General features: G+C 69.1%; 19 protein-coding genes. 11 read left to right on the top strand and 8 right to left on the bottom strand.

The annotated features are described in order from the left end of the window. Nucleotides 1-68: 68 nt before the first annotated feature. The 3 genes from PE066_RS07820 to PE066_RS07810 all read right to left on the bottom strand — a co-directional run bounded on the left by PE066_RS07820 (nucleotide 69) and on the right by PE066_RS07810 (nucleotide 2,781). Complete coding sequence (locus PE066_RS07820) at nucleotides 69-305, bottom strand: DUF2783 domain-containing protein (RefSeq protein ID WP_440480588.1); 237 nt, start codon at nucleotides 303-305, stop codon at nucleotides 69-71. Next, on the bottom strand, nucleotides 302-2,026 hold the full coding sequence (locus PE066_RS07815; RefSeq protein WP_271235989.1) for an FAD-dependent monooxygenase: 1,725 nt from the start codon (nucleotides 2,024-2,026) through the stop codon (nucleotides 302-304). Before PE066_RS07815 ends, PE066_RS07820 begins: the two co-directional genes overlap by 4 nt. Nucleotides 2,027-2,166: 140 nt before the next feature. Further along, nucleotides 2,167-2,781, bottom strand: coding sequence for a VOC family protein (locus PE066_RS07810; protein WP_271235988.1), 615 nt, complete (start codon nucleotides 2,779-2,781; stop codon nucleotides 2,167-2,169). Between the two features lie 235 nt (nucleotides 2,782-3,016). Here PE066_RS07810 and PE066_RS07805 point away from each other — a divergent pair, with 235 nt between their 5' ends. From PE066_RS07805 to PE066_RS07795, 3 genes are all read left to right on the top strand, one after another. Then, entirely contained in the window at nucleotides 3,017-3,439 is a 423-nt protein-coding gene (locus tag PE066_RS07805; protein WP_271235987.1) for a rubrerythrin family protein, read from the top strand. A gap of 96 nt (nucleotides 3,440-3,535) precedes the next feature. Further along, entirely contained in the window at nucleotides 3,536-4,882 is a 1,347-nt protein-coding gene (locus PE066_RS07800) for a (Fe-S)-binding protein (protein ID WP_271235986.1), read from the top strand. Between the two features lie 5 nt (nucleotides 4,883-4,887). Further along, nucleotides 4,888-5,478 carry a DUF3501 family protein gene (locus tag PE066_RS07795; protein ID WP_271235985.1) on the top strand — a complete coding sequence of 197 codons (591 nt, stop codon included), beginning with the start codon at nucleotides 4,888-4,890 and terminating at the stop codon, nucleotides 5,476-5,478. Between the two features lie 47 nt (nucleotides 5,479-5,525). Here the strand turns inward: PE066_RS07795 and ugpQ are convergent, their stop codons facing one another. From ugpQ to ugpB, 5 genes are all read right to left on the bottom strand, one after another. Next, nucleotides 5,526-6,263 carry a glycerophosphodiester phosphodiesterase gene (gene ugpQ / locus PE066_RS07790; protein ID WP_271235984.1) on the bottom strand — a complete coding sequence of 246 codons (738 nt, stop codon included), beginning with the start codon at nucleotides 6,261-6,263 and terminating at the stop codon, nucleotides 5,526-5,528. Beyond that, nucleotides 6,260-7,270 carry a sn-glycerol-3-phosphate import ATP-binding protein UgpC gene (locus tag PE066_RS07785; RefSeq protein WP_271235983.1) on the bottom strand — a complete coding sequence of 337 codons (1,011 nt, stop codon included), beginning with the start codon at nucleotides 7,268-7,270 and terminating at the stop codon, nucleotides 6,260-6,262. The genes ugpQ and PE066_RS07785 overlap by 4 nt, the downstream gene beginning before the upstream one ends. Before the next feature lie 98 nt (nucleotides 7,271-7,368). After that, nucleotides 7,369-8,223 (bottom strand): sn-glycerol-3-phosphate ABC transporter permease UgpE, encoded by an 855-nt coding sequence (ugpE, locus tag PE066_RS07780; protein WP_271235982.1) that lies wholly within the window; start codon nucleotides 8,221-8,223, stop codon nucleotides 7,369-7,371. A 1-nt stretch (nucleotide 8,224) separates the two neighbouring features. Beyond that, complete coding sequence (ugpA, locus tag PE066_RS07775) at nucleotides 8,225-9,106, bottom strand: sn-glycerol-3-phosphate ABC transporter permease UgpA (RefSeq protein ID WP_271235981.1); 882 nt, start codon at nucleotides 9,104-9,106, stop codon at nucleotides 8,225-8,227. A gap of 245 nt (nucleotides 9,107-9,351) precedes the next feature. Continuing rightward, nucleotides 9,352-10,659: a sn-glycerol-3-phosphate ABC transporter substrate-binding protein UgpB gene (gene ugpB, locus PE066_RS07770; protein WP_271235980.1), complete on the bottom strand. Its 1,308-nt coding sequence runs from the start codon at nucleotides 10,657-10,659 to the stop codon at nucleotides 9,352-9,354. A 233-nt stretch (nucleotides 10,660-10,892) separates the two neighbouring features. On the opposite strand from ugpB, the gene PE066_RS07765 reads away from it, so the two are divergent. The 8 genes from PE066_RS07765 to ubiB all read left to right on the top strand — a co-directional run bounded on the left by PE066_RS07765 (nucleotide 10,893) and on the right by ubiB (nucleotide 22,475). Beyond that, nucleotides 10,893-14,768: an FAD/FMN-binding oxidoreductase gene (locus tag PE066_RS07765; RefSeq protein WP_271235979.1), complete on the top strand. Its 3,876-nt coding sequence runs from the start codon at nucleotides 10,893-10,895 to the stop codon at nucleotides 14,766-14,768. Between the two features lie 145 nt (nucleotides 14,769-14,913). Beyond that, a complete protein-coding gene (locus PE066_RS07760; protein ID WP_271235978.1) occupies nucleotides 14,914-16,293 on the top strand; it encodes a FecR family protein in 1,380 nt (459 codons plus the stop codon). 67 nt (nucleotides 16,294-16,360) lie between these two features. Further along, on the top strand, nucleotides 16,361-17,992 hold the full coding sequence (locus PE066_RS07755; RefSeq protein WP_271235977.1) for a ShlB/FhaC/HecB family hemolysin secretion/activation protein: 1,632 nt from the start codon (nucleotides 16,361-16,363) through the stop codon (nucleotides 17,990-17,992). Nucleotides 17,993-18,003: 11 nt separating this feature from the next. Then, nucleotides 18,004-18,417 (top strand): DUF971 domain-containing protein, encoded by a 414-nt coding sequence (locus tag PE066_RS07750; protein ID WP_271235976.1) that lies wholly within the window; start codon nucleotides 18,004-18,006, stop codon nucleotides 18,415-18,417. A 44-nt stretch (nucleotides 18,418-18,461) separates the two neighbouring features. Further along, entirely contained in the window at nucleotides 18,462-19,193 is a 732-nt protein-coding gene (ubiE, locus tag PE066_RS07745) for a bifunctional demethylmenaquinone methyltransferase/2-methoxy-6-polyprenyl-1,4-benzoquinol methylase UbiE (RefSeq protein ID WP_271235975.1), read from the top strand. Between the two features lie 46 nt (nucleotides 19,194-19,239). Beyond that, the gene (locus tag PE066_RS07740) at nucleotides 19,240-20,241 is read left to right on the top strand and encodes a Tim44 domain-containing protein (RefSeq protein ID WP_440480587.1); all 1,002 of its coding nucleotides are present in this window, start codon (nucleotides 19,240-19,242) and stop codon (nucleotides 20,239-20,241) included. 48 nt (nucleotides 20,242-20,289) lie between these two features. Then, nucleotides 20,290-20,904, top strand: a complete 615-nt coding sequence (locus PE066_RS07735) for a hypothetical protein (RefSeq protein WP_271235974.1) — start codon at nucleotides 20,290-20,292, stop codon at nucleotides 20,902-20,904. A 5-nt stretch (nucleotides 20,905-20,909) separates the two neighbouring features. Next, nucleotides 20,910-22,475 carry a ubiquinone biosynthesis regulatory protein kinase UbiB gene (ubiB, locus tag PE066_RS07730; protein ID WP_271235973.1) on the top strand — a complete coding sequence of 522 codons (1,566 nt, stop codon included), beginning with the start codon at nucleotides 20,910-20,912 and terminating at the stop codon, nucleotides 22,473-22,475. Nucleotides 22,476-22,493 lie beyond the last annotated feature (18 nt).

Here is a 22,493-nt window from a genome sequence, read left to right as displayed (position 1 = left end):
CAAATGCCGCGCCCGCGGGCACCGTGGTCACGGCACCCGCGGATGCGGCGAGCGGGGAAGGCCCGATTTTATTCGGGCGCAGGCGCCGTCGCGCCCGGGGGCTGCGGCAGGGCGGCCGCGGCCTGCACGCAATCGCGCAGGACTTGCGCATCGCCGACCTGGTTGGCCAGCAGCAGGATCAGGCGGGCATTGAGCAATTCCGACTGTTCCCGTGTCAGGCCCTGGTGGGCGTCCAGGAGCTGTTCGTAGAAGGTGTCGGCATCCTGGAAGTTCAGGGTGGTCTTCATGGCGGTGGGCAGCTTCATGCGTCGGCTCCGCGCGTGCCCAGCGCGCAGGCGATGGCCTGCACCAGGCTGGCATCCACGCTCTCGCCCGTGGCGGCAACGTAGCTGTCGGGCCGCAGCAGCGCCCAGGCATGGCCGAACACGTGGCAGGCGCCCTGCAGGTGGCCTAGCGGGTCGCGCACGTATTCGCTCGCCCCGGGCCGCTGCCCGGGGCCCAGCACCTGCACGCAGCGCAGCGGCGCCGCTTGCGACAGCTCGCGCAGGCGCGCCAGGCCGGCGCGGCCGGGATCGCCGAACACCAGCAGCAGCAGGCGGCCGTCGGCCCAGCGCAGCAGGTCGTTGACCACGCCGCGGGAGCCGTCGGCCCATTCGAAGGCCACGTTCTGCACCGACAGGCCGCCGGTGCGCTCGCACACGCTCGAGCTGGTGTAGGGATTGGCCACCGCCATGCGGCCGGTGTTCACGAGCTGGCGGGCGAAGGGATGCTGGCGCGCCAGGCTCACGGCGGCGGTGCGGAACACGCGCTCGATGCCGTCGGCCGGCCGCAGGAAGCGGGCCGTGCGGTTGGTCACCTGCACGTTCTGCCGGGCGGCCTCGTGCCGCTCCTCGTGGTAGCTGTCCAGCAGGCTGGCGGGCGCGCGGCCCTTGAGCACGGCGGCCAGTTTCCAGGCCAGGTTGTCGGCGTCGGCGATGCCGGTGTTGCCGCCGCGCGCGCCGAACGGGCTGACCACCTTGGCGGCGTCGCCGACGAAGAACACGCAGCCGTGCCGCATCGCATCGACGCATTCGCTGCGGTAGGCGTAGGGGCCGACCCAGACGATCTCGACCTGGCAGTCGGCGCCGAACTGGCGCTGCAGGCGCTCGCGCACCACGTCCTCGCGGCTGACCTCCTCGGGATCGGCGTTGGGCGCCATCTGGTAGTCGATGCGCCAGACGTCGTCGCCCATCAAATGCTGCCAGACCGCGCGGTTCTCGTTGAACGGCGCCTCGATCCAGGTATGGCGCTCCACCGGCGGGTGGCAGGTGAAGCGAACGTCGGCGATGCACCAGCGGTCGTCGCCCTTCTTCGCCGTGACGCTGGCGCCCACCCACTGGCGGAATGGGCTGTGGCAGCCGGTCGCGTCGATCACGTGGCGGGCCCGCAGGCGGTAGTCGCCGGCCGGCGTGCTGACGGACAGGGTGGCGCCCGCCGCGTCCTGCTCGAACCCGGTGACGCGGTTGTTCCAGCGCAGTTCCACGCTACCCAGCTCGCGGATGCGCTCGACCAGGTAGCCCTCGATGTAGAACTGCTGGATGTTGATGAAGGGCGGCTGGATCGACAGGTTGTAGCCGCTTTGCTGGCGCAGGTCGAACGAGTAGACCTCGTCCTCGCCGGCGAAGGTGCGGCCGACGCTCCACTGGATCCCCTTGCGCGCGATGCGCTCGTAGATCCCCAGGCGATGGAAGATCTCCAGCGACTTCTGCGTGTAGCAGATGCCGCGCGAGGAGGCGCCCTTGACGCCGACCGTGTTGTCCTCGTCCAGCAGCACGGCCGGCACGCCATAGCTGGCCAGCGCCGCGGCGGCTGTGAGCCCGGCCAGTCCGGCGCCGACGATGACGACCGGGTGCTCGCCGACCTTGCCGCTCGCGAGCTCGGCCGGCACCTCGAACGGGTACTCGGGCAGCCGGTAGCCGCTGCCCGAGGTGAATTCGTAGCCGTTGGTCAGGGCGGTTTCCGCATAGCCCGTCCTCAGCTCGTCCATTGTTTCAGTCTCCTCGTTGCCAGGATCTTCATGCGCCAATCCCCTTCGTCACTCCCGCGAAGGCGGGAATCCACCGCAACGCGGGTGCGAGAGCCGCAGGCGCGTGGCGCCGGGTCCTCCGCCTTCGCGGAGGATGACGCCTACTTCTTCACGAATTCCGGCCGGTCGTTGCGCTGCGGCTTGAGCGGCTGGTCGGCCTTGCCTTGGGCGCGGTCCTTGCGCCACTGCTCCTTGCGGGCCGTCCATTCGTTCAGCCGCGCATGGGCGGTCCTGCTCTCCTGCAGCATCTGGAACTCGTCGGCAAGCTGGGCCGTGAGCTCCAGCCGGATGCCGTTGGGGTCGAAGAAGTAGATGCTGTGGAAGATGTGGTGGTCGGTCACGCCCAGCACATCCACGCCATGCGCCTGCAGCCGCGCCTTCATGTCCTCCAGCGCCTGGATCGAGTCGACCCGGAACGAGATGTGGTTGACCCACTTGGGCGTGTTGGGCGACGGTTCGCAGGCCTGGTCGTCGCCGAGGTCGAAGAACGCGATGAACGAGCCGTCCTGCAGGCGGAAGAAGAAGTGGGTGTAGGGGCAGTACTCGCCGGTGCTGGGCACGTAGTCGCTCTGGATGATGTGGTAGAGCGGCAGGCCCAGGATGTCCTCGTAGAAGCGGCGCGTTTCCTCGGCGTCGCGCGCGCGGTAGGCGTAGTGGTGCAGCTGCTGGATGGGCGCGGGCGCCGGCAGCGCGGCAGTGTGGGGGGCGGCGGCCATGGGATCTCCTGGATTCAACAATGCGTAACGCGTTTACTTTACCGTAATGCGTCGCGAGGCAGCGCGGCCACGAAGCAGCCCATGGATGCAGCCTATGGTGTTCTTAGCCATCTTCAATGCTGCGGATTGACGCCGCCAATAGACCCCGCAGGGGTGCGGCGCTACAGTCTTCTCGTCCCTGGGCCCCGGCCCGAGGCGTTCCGCTCAACCGATCCACCCACTCAAGGAGACTGCCATGGCCACCCTCAAGGGTTCCAAGACGGAAGAAAACCTCAAGGCTGCCTTCGCCGGCGAATCGCAGGCCAACCGCCGCTACCTCTATTTCGCCAACAAGGCCGACGTGGAAGGCCAGAACGACGTGGCAGCGCTGTTTCGCTCGACCGCCGAGGGTGAGACCGGCCACGCGCACGGCCATTTGGAGTGGCTGGAGCAGTGCGGCGACCCCGCAACCGGCCTGCCGATCGGCGGCACCCGCGACAACCTCAAGGCCGCCGTGGCCGGCGAGACGCACGAGTACACCGACATGTACCCGGGCATGGCCAAGACGGCGCGCGACGAGGGCTTCGACGAAGTGGCCGACTGGTTCGAGACGCTGGCCAAGGCCGAGCGCTCGCACGCCAACCGCTACACCAGGGCGCTGAACGAGCTGGTCGACTGAGCCGTGCTGCCGGCTCCCTCCCCGCGGGGAGGGGGTTGGGGTGAGGGGTGCGCCGCGCACGCCTCACCCGAACCCGGACGAGAAGAAGACCCCGACATGCTCCCGCGCGAAGGCAGCCTCGAAGCTCCCACCCGTCACCCCATCGACTGGCGCAACCCCGCCTTCTACGACGAGGGGGCGGCGTTCAAGGAGCTGGAACGCATCTTCGACATCTGCCACGGCTGCCGGCGCTGCGTCAGCCTGTGCGGCGCGTTCCCGACGCTGTTCGACCTGGTCGACGAAGGCAAGACCGGCGAGTTGGACGGCGTCGACAAGTCCGACTACTGGAAGGTCGTGGACCAGTGCTACCTGTGCGACCTGTGCTACATGACCAAGTGCCCCTACGTGCCGCCGCACGAGTGGAACGTGGACTTCCCGCACACCATGCTGCGGGCCAAGGCGATCAAGTTCAGGAAGGGCATTCCGGCCAGCGAGCGCTTCCTGGCCTCCACCGACACGCACGGCAGTTTCGCCGGCATCCCGATCGTGGTGCAGGCGGCCAACGCACTGAACCACACCAGGCCGGCGCGGGCCGTCATGGAGAGGGTGCTGAACGTGGACCGCGACGCCTGGTTGCCCGACCTGGCCACGCGCAAGTTCCGCTCCGGCGCGCCGAAGTCGCAGGAGTTCGCGGTCCGGGACGGCGCCAAGACACCGGGCAAGGTGGCCATCTACGCCACCTGCTACGTCAACTACAACGAGCCGGGCATCGGCCATGACCTGCTCAAGGTGCTGGCCCACAACGAGATCCCGTACCGGCTGGTCGACAAGGAAAAGTGCTGCGGCATGCCCAAGCTCGAGCTGGGCGACCTGGAGGGGGTGGACAAGCTCAAGCAGGCCAACATCCCGGTGCTGGCCCGCTATGCGCGCGAGGGCTGGGCCATCCTGTCGGCGGTGCCGAGCTGCACGCTGATGTACAAGCAGGAGCTGCCGCTGATGTATCCGGACGATGCCGACGTGCAGGCCGTCAAGGAAGCGATGTGGGACCCCTTCGAGTACCTGTCGGCGCGCCGGCGCGACGGGCTGCTCAAGACCGATTTCAGCCAGCCGCTGGGCAAGGTGAGCTACCACACGCCCTGCCATGGCCGCGTGCAGAACATCGGCAAGCGCACCGAGGAAGTGCTCAAGCTGGTGCCCGGCACCGAGGTCGCCACGCACGAGCGCTGCTCGGGCCATGCCGGCACCTACGGCGTCAAGAAGCAGTACCACGCCATGGCCATGAAGATCGGCAAGCCGCTGTTCCGCCGGATGGCCGAGCACCCGGCGGGCGGCGCGCCCGACTACATCAGCTCCGACTGCCCGCTGGGCGGCCACCACATCGCGCAGGGCTTCGAGGTCAACCAGCTCGGCACGCCGAAACTGGAGCACCCGCTGAGCCTGGTGCGCAAGGCCTACGGACTGTGACCCCCATGCAAACGACCGGCAAGATCACCCCCGACAACCTGATGTCGCTGGAGGCCTACGCCAAGTGGCGCAAGGCCCACAAGGGGGACGTCATCGCGCATCGCAAGCAGCGCAGCGTGCAGCTCGGCGAGCACATGACCGTGCAGTTCGAAAGCGAGCTGTCGATGCGCTACCAGATCCAGGAGATGCTGCGCATCGAGAAGATCTTCGAGGAAGAGGGCATCCAGTCCGAGATCGAGGCCTATGCGCCGCTGGTGCCGGACGGCGGCAACTGGAAGGCCACGCTGATGATCGAGTATCCCGACGAGAGCGAGCGCCGGCGCGAACTGGCCCGCCTGATCGGGGTGGAGGACCGCATGTTCGTCGAGGTCGAAGGCCACGCCCGGGTGTATGCCATCGCCGACGAGGACCTGGAGCGCGAGAACGACGAGAAGACCTCGTCGGTGCACTTCCTGCGGTTCGAACTGGATCCGCCCATGCGCGCTGCCGTGAAGGCCGGCGCCGCCGTCAAGCTGGGCTGCGACCACCGCAACTACCCGGCCCACATGAACATCCCGGCCGAGGCGCTGGCGTCGCTGGCGGGCGATCTGAAGTAAGGGCGCGCCCAGGAGGCGCCAGGTCCCCGGGCTCTCCGGGGCGGTGCTCAGACCGGCGCGAAGAGGTCCACGCGGTCGGTGATGATCGCGTCGGTGCCCAGGTCCCACAGGCGCTGGGCGGCCCACTCGTCGTTCACCGTGTAGCTCAGGCAGCGCAACCCTGCGCTTTTCGCCTGCGCCACGGTGGCTGCGTCCCACAGCGCGTGGCTGCACACCAGTGCCACGCAGTCGAGCTGCAGCGCCATCTCCAGCCAGCCTTGCCACAGGCTGTCCAGCAGCAGGCCGCGCGGCAGCTGCGGCGCCACCGCCTTCGCGCCGGCCAGCGACTCCGGCCGGAACGAGGTCAGCAGTGGCGGCACGGCGGCACCGGTCCACAGCCGGGCCGCCTCGCGCGCGACCACTTCGCCGGTGCGCTGCGCGATCGCGACGTCGGTCGGCTTGATCTCGATGTTCAGGTGGTAGCCGTTGCCGAGGCACAAGCGCGCCAGGTTCTCCAGCGTGGGCAGCGGCTCGCCGGCCCAGGCGCGCGAATGCCAGCTGCCCGCATCCAGCCGCGCCAGCTCGCCCCAGGGCCTGTCGCCGCCGATGCCCGTGCCGTTGGTGGTGCGGTCCAGCTCGGCGTCGTGCATCAGGAACACCACGCCGTCGGCCGACAGCTTGGCGTCGCACTCGAACATGCGATAGCCGTGCTCGGCGCCGAGGCGGAATGCCGCCAGCGTGTTCTCGGGCGCCAGCTTGCCGGCGCCGCGATGCGCGACCCAGCGCGGGTAAGGCCAGTGCTTCATGCCGCCACCCGCTTGCCCGAGCCGGCGTCGAACCAGTGCAGCCGGTCCTCGCGCGGGCGCACCCGGATGATCGACTCGGCGGCCGGGGCCGGTTGGGACTCATCGGTGCGGACGATCACCGCCTCGCCGCCGATGCGCCCATAGACCAGGCGCTCGGCGCCCAGCAGCTCCACCGTCTCGACCCGCACTTCCCAGCCATCGCTGCCGATGTCCAGGTGTTCGGGCCGGATGCCCAGCACCGTGCCGCCGCGGCTGCCGGGGACGTCCTTGAGCAGGTTCATGGGCGGCGAGCCGATGAAGCTGGCCACGAAGGTGGAGGCCGGGCGGTGGTAGACCTCTTCCGGCGTGCCGAACTGCTCCATCACGCCGGCGTTCATCACGATCATGCGCTGCGCCAGCGTCATGGCCTCGACCTGGTCGTGGGTGACGAACAGCGAGGTGATGCCCAGTTCGCGGTGCAGCTTCTGGATCTCCAGCCGGGTCTGCGCGCGCAGCTTGGCGTCCAGGTTCGACAGCGGCTCGTCGAACAGGAACACCTGCGGCTGGCGCACGATGGCGCGGCCCATGGCCACGCGCTGGCGCTGGCCGCCGGAGAGCTGGCGCGGCTTGCGGTCCAGCAGGTGGGCCAGCTCCAGGATGCCGGCGGCCTTGTCCACCCGCGCCTTGATCTCCGCCGGCGGCATCTTGCGGATCTTCAGGCCGTAGGCCATGTTCTCGAACACGCTCATGTGCGGGTACAGCGCGTAGTTCTGGAACACCATGGCGATGTCGCGCTCGGCCGGCTCCAGCCGGTTGACCACCCGGTCGCCGATGCGGATCTCGCCGCCGGAGATCTCCTCCAGCCCGGCCACCATGCGCAGCAGCGTGGACTTGCCGCAGCCCGAGGGACCGACGATGACGATGAACTCGCCTTTCTCGATCTCGGCGCTGACGCCATGGATCACCTGCAGGGCGTGCTTGCCCTTGCCGTATTGCTTGACGACGTTGTTCAGGGAGAGGGATGCCATAAGAATTTCAAGTACCGGGCCAGTGCCACGCTGCTAGTCAGTTGGTGACAGAGCAAAAAGTCGCTGCGCGACTTTCTTGGTCCGTCACGCAAGGTCATTTACTTTTCTGTATCCACCAGGCCCTTGACGAACCACTTCTGCATCAGGATCACCACCAGCGCCGGCGGCAGCATGGCCAGGATGGCGGTGGCCATCACCACGTTCCACTCGATGTAGACCTCGCCGGAGATCAGGCGCTTGATGCCCATGACGATGGGGTACATCCGTTCGTCGGTGGTCACCAGCAGCGGCCACAGGTACTGGTTCCAGCCGTAGATGAACTGGATCACGAACAGCGCCGCCATCGAGGTCTTGGACAGCGGCAGCAGCACGTCCTTGAAGAAGCGCATCGGCCCGGCGCCGTCCATGCGGGCGGCTTCCACCAGTTCGTCGGGGACGGTCAGGAAGAACTGCCGGAACAGGAAGGTGGCGGTGGCCGAGGCGATCAGCGGCACCGTCAGGCCCGCCATCGAGTTGAGCATGCGCAGGTCGGAGATCACCTCGTAGGTCGGGCCGATGCGCACCTCCACCGGCAGCATCAGCGTGACGAACACCATCCAGAACACGAGTCCCTTGGCCGGGAAGCGGAAGTAGACGATGGCGAAGGCCGACAGGAGGGAGATCGCGATCTTGCCGACGGCGATGATCAGCGCGCTGGCCAGGCTGATGCCCATCATCGGCAGCGCCGGCGCCACGGTGGCGCCGGCTTCGGTCTTGCCGCCGAACAGGGCGAAGCGGTAGCTCTCCCAGAAGTTGCTGCCGGGCAGCAGCGAGATCGGGTTGCTGCTGGAGATCTGCTCGGCGGTCTGGGTCGAGCCGATGAAGGTCATGTAGATCGGAAAGCCGATCACCACCACCCCGATGATCAGGATGGCATGGGCGACGAAGTCGAGGACGGGGCGGCGCTCGATCATTTCAGTAGTGCACCTTCTTCTCGACGAAGCGGAACTGGATCACCGTCAGCGCGATGACGATGGCCATCAGCACGACGGACTGCGCGGCTGAGCCGTTGATGTCCATCGCCTTGAAGCCGTCGTAGTAGACCTTGTAGACCAGGATCGAGGTGTCCTTGCCGGGGCCGCCGCTGGTGGCGGCATCGACGATGGCGAACGTCTCGAAGAACGCATACACGACGTTGATCACCAGCAGGAAGAACGTGGTGGGCGACAGCAGCGGGAACACGATGCTCCAGAAGCGCTTCCAGGGGCTGGCGCCGTCGATGGTGGCGGCCTCGATCAGCGACTGCGGGATCGACTGCAGCCCGGCCAGGAAGAACAGGAAGTTGTAGGAGATGTGCTTCCAAATCGCCGCCATCACGATCAGCGCCATCGCGTGCCGGCCGTTGAGCAGGTGGTTCCAGTCGAAGCCCAGCTCGATCAGCGCGTAGCGGATGGTGCCGTAGGGCGAGGAGAACATCATCAGCCACATCACGCCAGCCACCACGGGGGCCACCGCGTAGGGCCAGATCAGCAGGGTCTTGTAGATGCCGGAGGCGCGCACGACCCGGTTGGCCATCACGGCCAGCAGCAGCGAGACGGCCAGCCCGCCCACCGCCACCAGCACGGAGAAGAGGGCGGTGGTGCGGAAGGAGTCGAGGTAGCCCGGGTCGTCGAACAGGCGCTGGAAGTTGGCCATGCCGACGAACTCGCTGTGCGAGCCGAAGGCGTCTTCCTGCAGCACGCTCTGGTAGAGGGCCTGGCCGGCCGGCCAGAAGAAGAACACCAGGATGATGGCCATCTGGGGTGCGATCAGCACCCACGGCAGCCACGCCGACTTGAACAGGACCCTCTTCTCCATGGGGCGGTATTGTCGTTGAACGGTTGAGGTTGGGGTCGCTCCGCGCCGCCCGAAGATGGCGGTGCGCATGAAAAAACCCCGCTACGCGGGGCTTCGGGTCACGGTCCCTGGCAGTGGTTTCCGGCCAACCTGGGCGCTCCCCCTGATCGGCCTGCGATCACCCTTCCCCGCTTGGGCGGGGAAGGGTGGAGGGGTGCCGTCAATTCACCGCGAGCAGCGGAGCGCGACGGAATGCGAGCAAGGCCTCAGGCCTTGTTCGCTTTCTGGAAGCGCTCCAGTTGCTCGTTGCCGCGGCGCACCGCGTTGTCCAGGGCTTCCTTGGGCTGCTTGCTGCCCTGCCACACGCCTTCGAGTTCCTCGTCGATGATGGTGCGGATCTGCACGAAGTTGCCCAGGCGCACGCCGCGCGACTTGTCGGTGGTCTTGCGGATCATCTGGTTGACCGACACGTCGTAGCCCGGGTTCTGCTTGTAGAAGCCGGACTTGTCGGTCAGCTCGAACGAGGCCTTGGTGACCGGCAGGTAGCCGGTGCGCTGGTGGCTCTTGGCCGCCACTTCGGGCTTGGACAGGTAGTTCAGGAACTGGGCCACGCCCTTGTACTCGGCGGGTTTCTTGCCGGCCATCACCCACAGGCTCGCGCCGCCAATCACGGTGTTCTGCGGCGCGCCGGGCACGTCGGGGTAGTAGGGCAGGGTGCCGATGCCGTAGGCGAACTTGCTGTTGCGCTTGACGCTGCCGGCCATCGCCGAGGAGCCGGTGGCCATCGCGCACTCGCCCGACACGAAGGTGGCGTCGGCCTTGTTGTCGCGGCCCTTGTAGACGAACAGGCCGCTCTTGGCCATGTTGGCCAGGTTCTCGATGTGGCGCACGTGCAGCGGGCTGTTGAACGCCAGCCGCGCGTCGAGGCCGCCGAAGCCGTTGTTCTTGGTCGCGTACAGCACGTTGTGCCAGGCCGAGAAACTCTCCAGCTGCGTCCAGCTGATCCAGCTGGTGGTGAACGGGCACTTGTGGCCGCTGGCCTTGAGCTTGGCGGCGGCCAGCGCCACCTCGGGCCAGGTCTTGGGCGGGTTCTCGGGGTCGAGGCCGGCCGCCTTGAAGGCGTCCTTGTTGTAGTGGAACACCGGCGTCGAGCTGTTGAACGGGTAGCTGAGCATCTGCCCGTTGGGGGCGGTGTAGTAGCCCGCCACGGCCGGCACGTAGATGCTCGGGTCGAACTTCAGGCCGGCCTGGTTCATCACCTGGGCCACCGGCACGATGGCGCCCTTGGCGTTCATCATGGTGGCGGTGCCGACCTCGAACACCTGGATCATGTGCGGGGCGTTGCCGGCGCGGTAGGCGGCGATGCCGGCGGTCATGGACTCCGAGTAGCTGCCCTTGAAAGTGGGCACGACTCGGTAGTCCTTTTGGCTGTCGTTGAATTCCTTGGCCAGGTCGTTGACCCACTCGCCGAGGGCACCGCCCATCGAATGCCACCACTGGATCTCGGTCTGCGCTGCGGCAGGCAGGGTGACGGCAGCGGCCAGGGCCACGGCGCAAAGCTTCAGTTTTTTCATGCGGACTCCTGAGGAATTGGTCACGAGCGCGTGACTCTACAGCCGAATTGTGACAAGAGATTAGAGCCGCTCGGGCGGGGGGTGCGTACCGGACTTTCCATGAGCGCAGCGAGCTGCGGCATGGCCGCCGGGCTCGAAGGTCTTGTTGCGCTGCGGTAACATCCGCCCTCAGCCGCCTTCCAATCGTTCCGGCTGACCTGCTCCCCGCTGGCCGCGGGGCACGACCCGCAACGATGAACGCACCCACCAAGCTCGACCAGCTGCTGGCGGCCACCTCCGGCGAAGCGCCGCGCCTGCGCGAGATCCCCTACAACTACACCTCGTTCTCCGACCGCGAGATCGTCATCCGCCTGCTCGGATCGCGCGCCTGGGAGCTGCTGCAGCGGCTGCGCGACGAGCGCCACACCGGCCGCTCGGCCCGCATGCTCTACGAAGTGCTGGGCGACATCTGGGTGGTGCAGCGCAATCCCTACCTGCAGGACGACCTGCTGGACAACCCCCGGCGGCGGCGCCTGCTGGTGGAGGCGCTGGAGCACCGGCTGGCCGAGGTCGCCAAGCGCCGCACGCCGGCCGACGACGCCGGCCGCGACGCCCTGGTGGGCGAGCTGCTGGATGCCGCGCGCCGGGCCGTGCGCGCATTCGACGAGGGCTTCCGCGAGACCGCCGACCTGCGCCGCCAGGTGCAGCGCAAGCTCAGGCGGCACACCGCGCGCGACAACATCCGGTTCGATGGCCTGTCGCGCGTGTCGCACGTCACCGACGCGACCGACTGGCGCGTCGAGTACCCGTTCGTGGTGCTCACGCCCGACACCGAGGCCGAGATGGCCGGCCTGGTCAAGGCCTGCATCGAGCTGGACCTGACCATCATCCCGCGCGGGGGCGGCACCGGCTACACCGGCGGCGCCGTGCCGCTGACCTGGAAAAGCGCGGTGATCAACACCGAGAAGCTCGAGGCCATGAGCGAGGTCGAGCCGGTCATGATCCCCGGCCATGCGCAGCCGGTGCCCACGGTGTGGACCGAGGCCGGCGTGGTCACCCAGCGGGTGGCCGACGCCGCCGAGCGCGCCGGATTCGTGTTCGCGGTGGACCCGACCTCGGCCGAGGCTTCCTGCATCGGCGGCAACGTCGCCATGAACGCCGGCGGCAAGAAGGCGGTGCTGTGGGGCACGGCGCTGGACAACCTGGTGTCGTGGCGCATGGTCACGCCGCAGGCCGAGTGGCTGGAAGTCACGCGGCTGGACCACAACCTGGGCAAGATCCACGACGCGGCGGTCGCCACCTTCGAGCTGCGCTGGTTCGCCGCCGATGGCAAGACGCCGCTGCGCCACGAGACGCTGGCCGTGCCCGGCGCCGCGTTCCGCAAGGAAGGGCTGGGCAAGGACGTCACCGACAAGTTCCTCTCCGGCCTGCCGGGCATCCAGAAGGAAGGCTGCGACGGCCTGATCACCAGCGCGCGCTGGGTGGTGCACCGGATGCCGGCCCATACCCGCACCGTCTGCCTGGAGTTCTTCGGCAACGCCCGGGATGCGGTGCCCAGCATCGTCGAGATCAAGGACTTCATGTTCGCCGAGAAGGACCGCAGCGGCGTCCTGCTGGCCGGGCTGGAGCACCTGGACGACCGCTACCTGCGCGCGGTGGGCTACACCACCAAGTCCAAACGCGGCAGCCTGCCCAAGATGGTGCTGGTGGGCGACATCGTGGGCGACGATCCGGACGCGGTGGCGCGCGCCACCTCCGAGGTGGTTCGCATCGCCAACTCGCGCAGCGGCGAGGGCTTCGTGGCGATCAGCCCGGAGGCGCGCAAGAAATTCTGGCTGGACCGCAAGCGCACCGCCGCCATCAGCCGCCACACCAACGCCTTCAAGATCAACGAGGACGTGGTGATCCCGCTGCCGCGGATGGCGCAGTACACCGACGGCATCGAGCGCATCAACATCGAGCTGTCGCTGCGCAACAAGATCCGCCTGGCCGACGAGCTGGAGGGCTTCTTCCGGCGCGGCAGCCTGCCGCTGGGCAAGCTGGACGACGCGCACGAGATCCCGTCGGCGGAGTTGCTGGAAGACCGGGTCGCACAGGCGCTGGCCCTGATCGGCGAAGTGCGTGCGCAGTGGCAGGGCTGGCTGGACCAGATCGAGCCCCTGTTTCCGCAACTGCAGGACCACAGCCTGCGCGCCAGCTGGAAGACCCAGATCCGGGCGCCCTTGCAGCAGGTCTTCTCGGGCCAGCCGTTCCGGCCGCTGCTCGACGAGGTGGAGGCGATCCACAAGCGCGTGCTCAAGGGCCGGGTCTGGGTGGCACTGCACATGCACGCCGGCGACGGCAACGTGCACACCAACATCCCGGTCAACAGCGACGACTACGAGATGCTGCAGGCGGCGCACGCGGCGGTGAAGCGCATCATGGCGCTGGCGCGCTCACTGGGCGGTGTGATCTCGGGCGAGCACGGCATCGGCATCACCAAGCTGGAGTTCCTGACCGACGAGGAGCTGGGTCCCTTTGCCGACTACAAGGCCAAGGTCGATCCCGAAGGGCGCTTCAACAAGGGCAAGCTGCTGCGCCCGTCCACCCAGCAGGGCGAGACCTCGGTCTATTCCGACCTGACCAATGCCTACACGCCCAGCTTCGGACTGATGGGGCACGAGTCGCTGATCATGCAGCAGTCGGACATCGGCGCGATCTCCGATTCCATCAAGGACTGCCTGCGCTGCGGCAAGTGCAAGCCGGTGTGCGCCACCCACGTGCCGCGCGCCAACCTGCTGTACAGCCCCCGCAACAAGATCCTGGCGACCTCGCTGCTGGTGGAGGCCTTCCTGTACGAGGAGCAGACCCGCCGCGGCGTGTCGATCAAGCACTGGCAGGAGTTCGAGGACGTGTCGGACCACTGCACGGTCTGCCACAAGTGCGCCAATCCGTGCCCGGTGAAGATCGACTTCGGCGACGTGTCGATGAACATGCGCAACCTGCTGCGCAAGATGGGGCAGAAGAGCTTCCGCCCGGCCAACGCGGCCGCCATGTTCATGCTCAACGCCACCAACCCGGACACCATCAAGCTGGTGCGCGCCGGCATGGTCGGCGTCGGCTTCAAGGCCCAGCGCCTGGCCAACGACCTGCTGCGCGGCTTCGCCCGCAAGCAGGTGGCGCTGCCGCCCTCGACCCACGAACCGGCCCCGATCAAGGAGCAGGTGATCCACTTCGTCAACAAGAAGCTGCCCGGCGGGCTGCCGAAGAAGACGGCGCGGGCGCTGCTGGACATCGAGGACAGGGACTACGTCCCCATCATCCGCAATCCGAAGGGCACCACGGCGGAGAGCGAGGCCGTGTTCTACTTCCCCGGCTGCGGCTCCGAGCGCCTGTTCTCGCAGGTGGGGCTGGCCACCCAGGCCATGCTGTGGCACGCCGGCGTGCAGACCGTGCTGCCGCCGGGCTACCTGTGCTGCGGCTACCCGCAGCGCGGCAGCGGCCAGTACGACAAGGCCGAGAAGATCATCACCGACAACCGGGTGCTGTTCCACCGCGTGGCGACCACGCTGAACTACCTGGACATCAAGACGGTGGTGGTGAGCTGCGGCACCTGCTACGACCAGCTGCAGGGATACGAATTCGACAAGATCTTCCCGGGCAGCCGCATCGTCGACATCCACGAGTACCTGCTGGAAAAGGGCATCACCCTGCCCGGCGGCGGCGGCTACCTGTACCACGACCCCTGCCACACGCCGATGAAGCAGCAGGAGCCGATGAAGACCGTCAAGGCGCTGCTCGGCGACAACGTGCGCAAGACCGAGCGCTGCTGCGGCGAATCGGGCACCTTCGGCATCACCCGGCCGGACATCGCCACCCAGGTGCGATTCCGCAAGGAGGAGCAGCTGCGCATGGACGAAGCGGCGCTGCGCGCTTCCGGCGCCGTCGGGCCGCAGGACAACATCAAGGTGCTCACCAGTTGCCCGAGCTGCCTGCAAGGGCTGAACCGCTACGGCCATGACCTGCAGAACGGCCTGCTGGAAGCCGACTACATCGTGATCGAGATGGCGCGGCAGATCCTGGGCGAGGACTGGCTGCCCGGCTACGTGCAGGCCGCCAACGCGGGCGGCATCGAGCGCGTCCTGGTCTGACGGCGGGGGGCGCCGCGCGCCACCCGGCCGTGACTTCTGCACGGCGGCCAGGCCGCTGCCGGCGCGGGTGCTGCCGCCGGCAGCTCGGCGGTGGGTATAACATCCGGATACAGATTGCGGGCAAGCAGAGGATCCGGAGGGCGCCATGCGGGGGCAAGACATCAACCAGGCTCTGGCCAGGCTGGCGGCGGGCGCGCTGCTGGCGCTGGCCGGCGGGGCCGTGCTGGCGCAGGCCGCCGGCGAGGTGGAATTCGCGCGCGGCGTCGGCTTCGCGCAGGCGCCGGGGCAGGCCCCGCGCACGCTGGGCAAGGGCCTGTCCCTGCAGCAGGGCGACCGCCTTACCACCTCGGCCGGGGCCTCGGCCATCGTGCGGCTGGCCGACGGCACCCGGATGACGGTGCGGCCCAACTCCGAGCTGGTGCTGTCGCAGTACCAGTTCAAGGAGAACGCGCCCGACAACGGCATGCTGCTGCAGATGATCCGCGGCGGCTTTCGCGCGGTCACCGGCCTGATCGCCAAGGGCTCCCCCCACGCGGCGCGGGTGCAGACCAGCACCGCCACCATCGGCATCCGGGGCACCGACTTCGACGCCCGCCTGTGCGCGCGCGACTGCGCCGCCGAGTCGGGCAAGGTGGCCGAGCGGTCCCGGCCGAACGCCGTGCTGGCCAGCGCCAAGGTCGTGCAGGCGCAAGGCGAGTTGTTCGCGGTGGACGCCGGCAACCAGCGCCGCCGGCTGGTCGACGGCGGCAGCATCTATCCGGGCGACGTGGTCGAGACCGGTGCCGGCACCCGAGCCGTGATCGCCTTCCGCGACGACACCCGCATCACGCTGGGCGCGTCCACTCGCTTCCGGGTCGACAACTTCGTCTATGACGAGCAGAACGCGGCCGAGGGCCGCTTCCTGGTCTCGGTGCTGCGCGGCACCGTGCGCGCGCTGACCGGCCTGATCGCCAAGGCCAACAACCGCAACGTGGGCTTTGCCACCGCCACCGCCACCATCGGCGTGCGCGGCACCGGCCTGGACATCGGCTGCACCGGCGCCTGCGCGGGCGAGCCGCCGGCCGGCAACGACGCCGGCCTGACCGTCTTCAACTGGCTGGGCTCGGTGGTCGTCACGCCGGACGGCCAGACCGCGCTGCAGGTGCTGCAGGCCGGCCAGGGCCTGTTCATCTCGCCCACCGCCGGCATCGTGCCGATCAGCAACCCACCGGCCATCGACGCGCCGCGTCCCGACGGCGTGGCGGTGCCGGCCAAGCTGTTCGCCAAGGAGAACGTGTCCGACGCGCAGGAGGGCCTGTTCGTGTTCGTGCGCGACGGCCACATCGAGGTGGCCACCGCCGGCGAGGTGCTGCACCTGGGCCGGGGCGAGGCCGGCTTCGCCGGGCAGGACGGCAACACGGCCCGGCCTCTGGACATCCCGAAGTTCATCGACTTCGACAGCGTGCCGCTGCCCACCAGCCGCAACCCGCTGCTGCAGTCGGTGCTGCAGGACAACAACGTGAGAAGCAGGAACACCTGCAGTTGACGGGTCACCCGGCCGTGGCGGCGCCCTGTCGCCGGGCCGCGGCCGCACAAGGATGAGGGGCGAGATCATGTTCAAGCGCAATGGCGCGCCCGCGCACGGGCAACGCCGACGGGTCGCACCGGCCGTGCTGGCACTGGCGCTGTCGGCGGTGGCCGGCGCCGCCTGGGGTCAGGCCCCGGCAGCGCCGCTGGCCCCGGCGCCCGAGCCGGTGTTCGCGATCCAGGGCTTCCAGGTCACGGGCGACAACCCGCTGGGTCCGGCCGAGACCGGCCGCATCCTGGCGCCCTTCGTTCGCGCCGATGCCACCATGGGCAGCCTGCAGCAGGCCACCGGCGCGCTGGAGGCGGCCCTGCGCGCTCGGGGCTACGGCCTGCACCGCGTGTCGCTGCCGCCGCAGGAGGTGGGCGCCACCGTGCGGCTGGAGATCGTCACCTTCTCGGTCCACAAGGTCGCCGTCGAGGGCGCGCAGATCCACGGCGCCGGCAACGTCCGCCGCGCGCTGCCGGAGCTGCAGGAGGGCCGCACGCCCAACTTCAAGCGGCTGGCCGTGCAGACCGCGATCGCCAACGAAAACCCCAACAGGCAGGTGCAGGTCGGCATCCGCGAAGGCGACGAGCCGGACCGCATCGACGCCACCGTCACGGTCAAGGAAAGCCGGCCCTGGACCTTCGCGGTCAACGCCTCCAACACCGGCTCCGATTCCACCGGCCGCGACCGGCTGACGGTCTCGGGTGGCCACACCAACCTGTTCGACCGCGACCACCAGTTCACCGGCGCGTACACCACCTCGCTGGAGCGCCTGTCCGACGTCCAGCAGGTCGGCCTGGCCTACCGGGTGCCGCTGTATGCGCTCGGCGGCGTCGTCGGCGCCAGCTACACGCGCTCGGACGTGGTCGGCAACTTCGGCGCCTTCACCAGCACCGGTGCCGGCCACACCTTCGGGCTGAACTACACCTGGTACCTGCCGCCCGAAGGGGGCCGGCGCAGCTACCTTGTGCTCGGGCTGGAAGACAAGGTGTTCAAGGCGGCGCGCATCAACGACATCGTCGTGCCCGGCGCGCTCGACCGCCGCAGCCGCCCCCTGGTGCTGGGCTACAACGCGCGCACCGAGACCGATGCCGCCGTCTGGGGCTACGACGCCTACCTGGCGGTCAACACCGGCAGTGGCCGCGCCAACGACCTGGCCTCCTACCAGAGCGAGGACCCGCGCGTCGCCACCACCCGCTGGAAGGCGCTGCGCGGCACGCTGCACTACGCCGCCCCGTTCGCCGGCAGCTGGCTGCTGTCGGCCCGGGCCCAGTACCAGTACAGCCCGGACGTGCTGATCTCGGGCGAGCAGTTCGGGCTGGGCGGCTCCGGCTCGGTGCGGGGCACCGCCATCGAGCGGCCGCTGTCCGGCGACAAGGGTCTGGCCGGCTCGGTCGAGCTCAGTACGCCCGAGCTGGGCCCGGGCCTGCGGCTGTTCGGCTTCGCGGATGCCGGCTGGCTGTGGAACAACAGCCCCAACGGCACCACCAAGCCGGCCAGCGACCGGTTGGGCAGCATCGGGCTGGGCGCCCGCTATACCCGGGGGCCGCTGGTCGCCTCGGTCGAGTACGGCCGCCTGGTCGCCGGCAGCCGGGTGCCGCTGGCGCTGAACGCGTCCTCGCCGCAAAATGGCGACGACAAGCTGTACGTGAACATCGGCGTCCGTTTCTGATCCAATTCTCCATGGCAGGCCTCACCCCCGGCGCTCCGGCGCCCCAGTCGATCACGGTGCACGGGCAGTCGCGCGTGCTGGAAGTCGGTTTTTCCGACGGCGCGGTGTTCCGCATTCCGTTCGAGCTCATGCGCATCTACTCGCCCTCGGCCGAGGTGCAGGGCCATGGCCCCGGCCAGGAGGTGCTGCAGACCGGCAAGCGCGAGGTGCAGTTGCTGGGCCTGGAGCCGATCGGCAACTATGCCGTCCAGCCGAGCTTCTCAGACGGCCACGACAGCGGCATCTTTTCCTGGGAGTACCTCTACTTCCTCGGCTCGCAGCAGGAGCAGCTGTGGGCCGACTACGAGCGCCGGCTCGAGCAGGCCGGCGCCGACCGCGACGCACCGATGGTGACGCGCGGCGGCCACGGCTGCGGCCATCACTGAGGCCATCCGCGCCCGCTCGCCGGGATTGCCCCTACCATCGGGGCATGGGTAGCACGCATTTCGGTTTCGAATCGGTCGAGGAGCGCGACAAGGCGGGCCGGGTGCGCGGCGTATTCGACTCGGTCGCGCCGCGCTACGACCTGATGAACGACCTGATGTCGCTCGGGCTGCACCGCGCCTGGAAGGCCTACACCGTGCTGGTGGCCAACCTGCAGCCGGGCCAGCAGGTGCTCGACATCGCCGGCGGCACCGGCGACCTGGCCCGGGCCTTCGCCCGCAAGGTCGGCCCCGGCGGCCGCGTGGTCCACACCGACATCAACGAGGCCATGCTGCGCACCGGCCGCGATCGCCTGCTGGACGAAGGAGTGGTGCTGCCCACGCTGGTGTGCGACGCTGAGAAGCTGCCGTTTGCTGACGCCCGCTTCGACCTGGTCAGCGTGGCCTTCGGCCTGCGCAACATGACGCGCAAGGACGCCGCCCTGGCCGAGATGGCCCGCGTGCTCAGGCCCGGCGGCAAGCTACTGGTGCTGGAGTTCTCGAAGGTGGCGCGGCCGCTGGCGCGACCCTATGACTGGTACTCGTTCCAGGTGTTGCCGCGGCTGGGACAACTGGTGGCGGGCGACTCGGCCAGCTACCGCTACCTGGCCGAATCGATCCGCATGCACCCGGGCCAGGAGGAACTCAAGGAGCTGATGAAGAAAGCCGGCTTCGGGCATGTGGACTATCACAACCTGACCGGGGGCGTCGTCGCCCTGCATGTTGGAATCAAGTGCTGAACCCCCATCTGCCCCCGAACTGCAAACTGATCAGGAAGGATCGATCATGAAGTTGTCGACTGCCGTACTCGTGGGCGTGCTCGCGCTGTCCACCAGCCTGGAAGCCGACGCTCGCCGCATGGGCGGCGGCGGCTCGTTCGGGCGCCAATCGCCCAACGTGACGCAGCGCGAAGCCGCCAAACCGCCGCCGCAACAGGGGCCGGCGCAGAACGCGGGCCAGCAGCAGGCCGGCCAGCAGCCGGCCCAGGCAGCCCAGGCCCGCCCGGGCGCCGCGAACACCGCCGCGCCGGCTGCGCGGTCGCGCTGGGGCGGCATCCTCGGCGGGCTGGCGGCCGGCCTCGGACTGGCCTGGCTGGCGAACGCACTGGGCTTCGGACCGGCGCTCGCGCAGTTCATGCTGTTCGCCTTGCTGGCACTGGTGATCATGGTCGCCGTCGGCTTCCTGATGCGCCGCCGTGCGCCGGCCTCGGCCGGCCGTTCGATGGGCTGGCAGGGGGGCCCCGAGCTGGCCACCGCGCCGCGCCAGTACAGCCCCGACAAGGTCGGCAACGATGCATCGGCCCGGCCCTGGGAGAGCGGCAGCATGGCCTTCGACGCCGGCAAGCCGGCCGGCAGCGGCCTGCAGATCGGCTCGGCGCTGGGTGGCTCGCAGAACTGGGGCGTTCCGGCCGGGTTCGACACGGACGGCTTCGTCAATGCCGCCAAGCGCAACTTCCACACCCTGCAGGACGCCTGGGACCGCTCGGACATCGGCACTTTGCGCTCGATGATGACCGACGAGATGCTGGCCGAGATCCGCCAGCAGCTGGCCGAGCGCGAGAAGCACGCCAGCGGCGAGCCGAACAAGACCGAGGTGCTGATGCTGCAGGCGCAGATGCTGGGCATCGAGGACCTGGGCGACGCCTACATGGCGAGCGTCGAGTTCTCCGGGATGATCCGTGAGCAGCCCTCGGCCGGCCCCAGCCCGTTCCGCGAGGTCTGGAACATGACCAAGCCCAAGAACGGGGCCAGCGGCTGGCTGGTGGCGGGCCTGCAGGCGCTGCAGTAAGTGCCGGGCGGCCGTGCCGTCCCGGCACTGCCGTGATAATCCGGGACCATGGCAACACGGTCCCCTCTTCCCTTCGTGGACAGCCTGCTGGATGCAGTAGGCCAGCGGCTGGCGCCGCCGCCCTGGGCGGTGCAGGAGGCGCAGCGGCGCCTGGTGCTGCTGCTCAACCACGTGCTGATGCAGGAGCCGCAGGCCATGGAGCGGCTGCGCCGCCAGGCCGGCCGCACCGTCGAGGGCCGCTGGCGAATGTTCACGGTCCGGCTGGTTGCCACCCGCGCCGGCCTGCTGGACCTGGCGGCTGCCGCTGCCGCCCCCGACCTGACCCTGACCGTCACCGATGACTCGCCCTGGCGCCTGGCCCAGGCGGCGTTGCGCGGCGAGAAGCCGCCGGTGCGCATCGAAGGCGATGTGCAATTCGCCGCCGAGGTCAACTGGCTGGTCGACCACGTGCGCTGGGACCTGGAAGAGGACCTGTCGCGCCTGGTCGGCGATGCGCCGGCCCATGCCATCGGGCAGGGCGCGCGCGCCATGGCCGATGCACTGCGGCGCTTCGTCGGCGTCCGCCCCGGCAACATGCCGCCGTCGCCCGCGCCCTCCGGGGCGCCGTCGTCGACCGGCGCGCCGGGCAGCGCGCCCGGTCCCGCCGGCCCGGCGGTCCAGTGACCGGCGTGACGCGCTACCTGCGCGGCGCCTACATCCTCTGGGTGGCGCTGCGATACGGGCTGGACGAGCTCGTCCTCAGCAGCTTCCAGCGGCCCTGGCTGCACCGGCTGGCGCGCATCGTCAGCTTCGGCCGCCGCTTGCATGCGCCGCGCGGCCAGCGCCTGCGCGAGGCGCTGGAGCGGCTGGGGCCCATCTTCGTCAAGTTCGGGCAGGTCCTGTCGACCCGGCGCGACCTGCTGCCGGGCGACGTCGCCGACGAGCTGGCCCGGCTGCAGGACCGGGTGCCCCCGTTCGATCCGGCCGTGGCCATCGCCACCATCGAGCGGGCGTTTCGCCGCCCGGTGGGAAGCATCTTCGCCAGCTTCGAGCGCGAGCCGGTGGCCAGCGCCTCGATCGCCCAGGTGCACTTCGCCACCCTGCGCGACCGCGAAGGGCGCACGCGCGAAGTGGCGGTCAAGGTGCTGCGTCCCGGCATGCTGTCGGTGATCGAGAACGACCTGGCGCTGATGCGGATGATGGCCGGCTGGATCGGGCGGCTGTCGGCTGACGCCAAGCGCCTGAAGCCGCGCGAGGTGGTCGCCGAGTTCGACAAGTACCTGCACGACGAGCTCGACCTGCTGCGCGAGGCCGCCAACGCGGCGCAACTGCGCCGCAACATGGACGGCCTGGACCTGGTGCTGATCCCCGAGATGTTCTGGGACTGGTGCCACTCCGAGGTGATCGTGATGGAGCGCATGTACGGCGTGCCGATCAGCCAGGCCGAGAAGCTGGTGCAGGCCGGCGTCGACCTGCGCAAGCTGGCGCGCGACGGCGTCACCATCTTCTTCACCCAGGTGTTCCGCGACGGCTTCTTCCACGCCGACATGCACCCCGGCAACATCCAGGTCAGCCTGGACCCGGCCACCTTCGGGCGCTACATCTCGCTGGACTTCGGGATCATCGGCACGCTCACCGAGTTCGACAAGGAATACCTGGCGCAGAACTTCAACGCCTTCTTCCGGCGCGACTACAAGCGGGTGGCCGAGCTGCACATCGAGTCGGGCTGGGTGCCGCCCGGAACCCGCGTCGATGAACTGGAGGCGGCGGTGCGGGCCGTCTGCGAGCCGTACTTCGACCGCCCCCTCAGGGAGATCTCGCTGGGCATGGTGCTGATGCGGCTGTTCCAGACCTCGCGCCGTTTCCAGGTCGAGATCCAGCCGCAACTGGTGCTGCTGCAAAAGACGCTGCTGAACATCGAGGGGCTGGGCCGCCAGCTCGACCCCGAGCTGGACCTGTGGGCCACCGCCAAGCCGTTCCTGGAGCGCTGGATGCTCGAGCAGGTCGGCCCCCAGCGCCTGCTGGACGAATTGCGCGACCAGGCCCCGCGCTACGCCAAGATGTTCCCCGAACTGCCGCGGCTGGTGTACGACTACCTGCGGCGCCGCCCGGACGGCGGCCGGCGCGAGTGGGAGGCCCTGCTCGAGGAGCAGCGGCGCACCAACCGGCTGCTGCAGGCCTTCCTGTACGGCGGCATCGGCTTCACCCTGGGCCTGCTGGCGATGCAGGTGCTGGTGCGCGGCCGCTTGTTCTAGGCCAGCCAGGGGCCGCCC

Origin of the sequence: Ramlibacter tataouinensis, from assembly GCF_027941915.1 — a bacterium.
Taxonomy (GTDB): Bacteria; Pseudomonadota; Gammaproteobacteria; order Burkholderiales; family Burkholderiaceae_C; genus Ramlibacter; species Ramlibacter tataouinensis_C.
The sequence above is the reverse complement of the archived record's forward strand: the minus strand, read 5'-3'. Positions and strand labels throughout refer to the sequence as shown.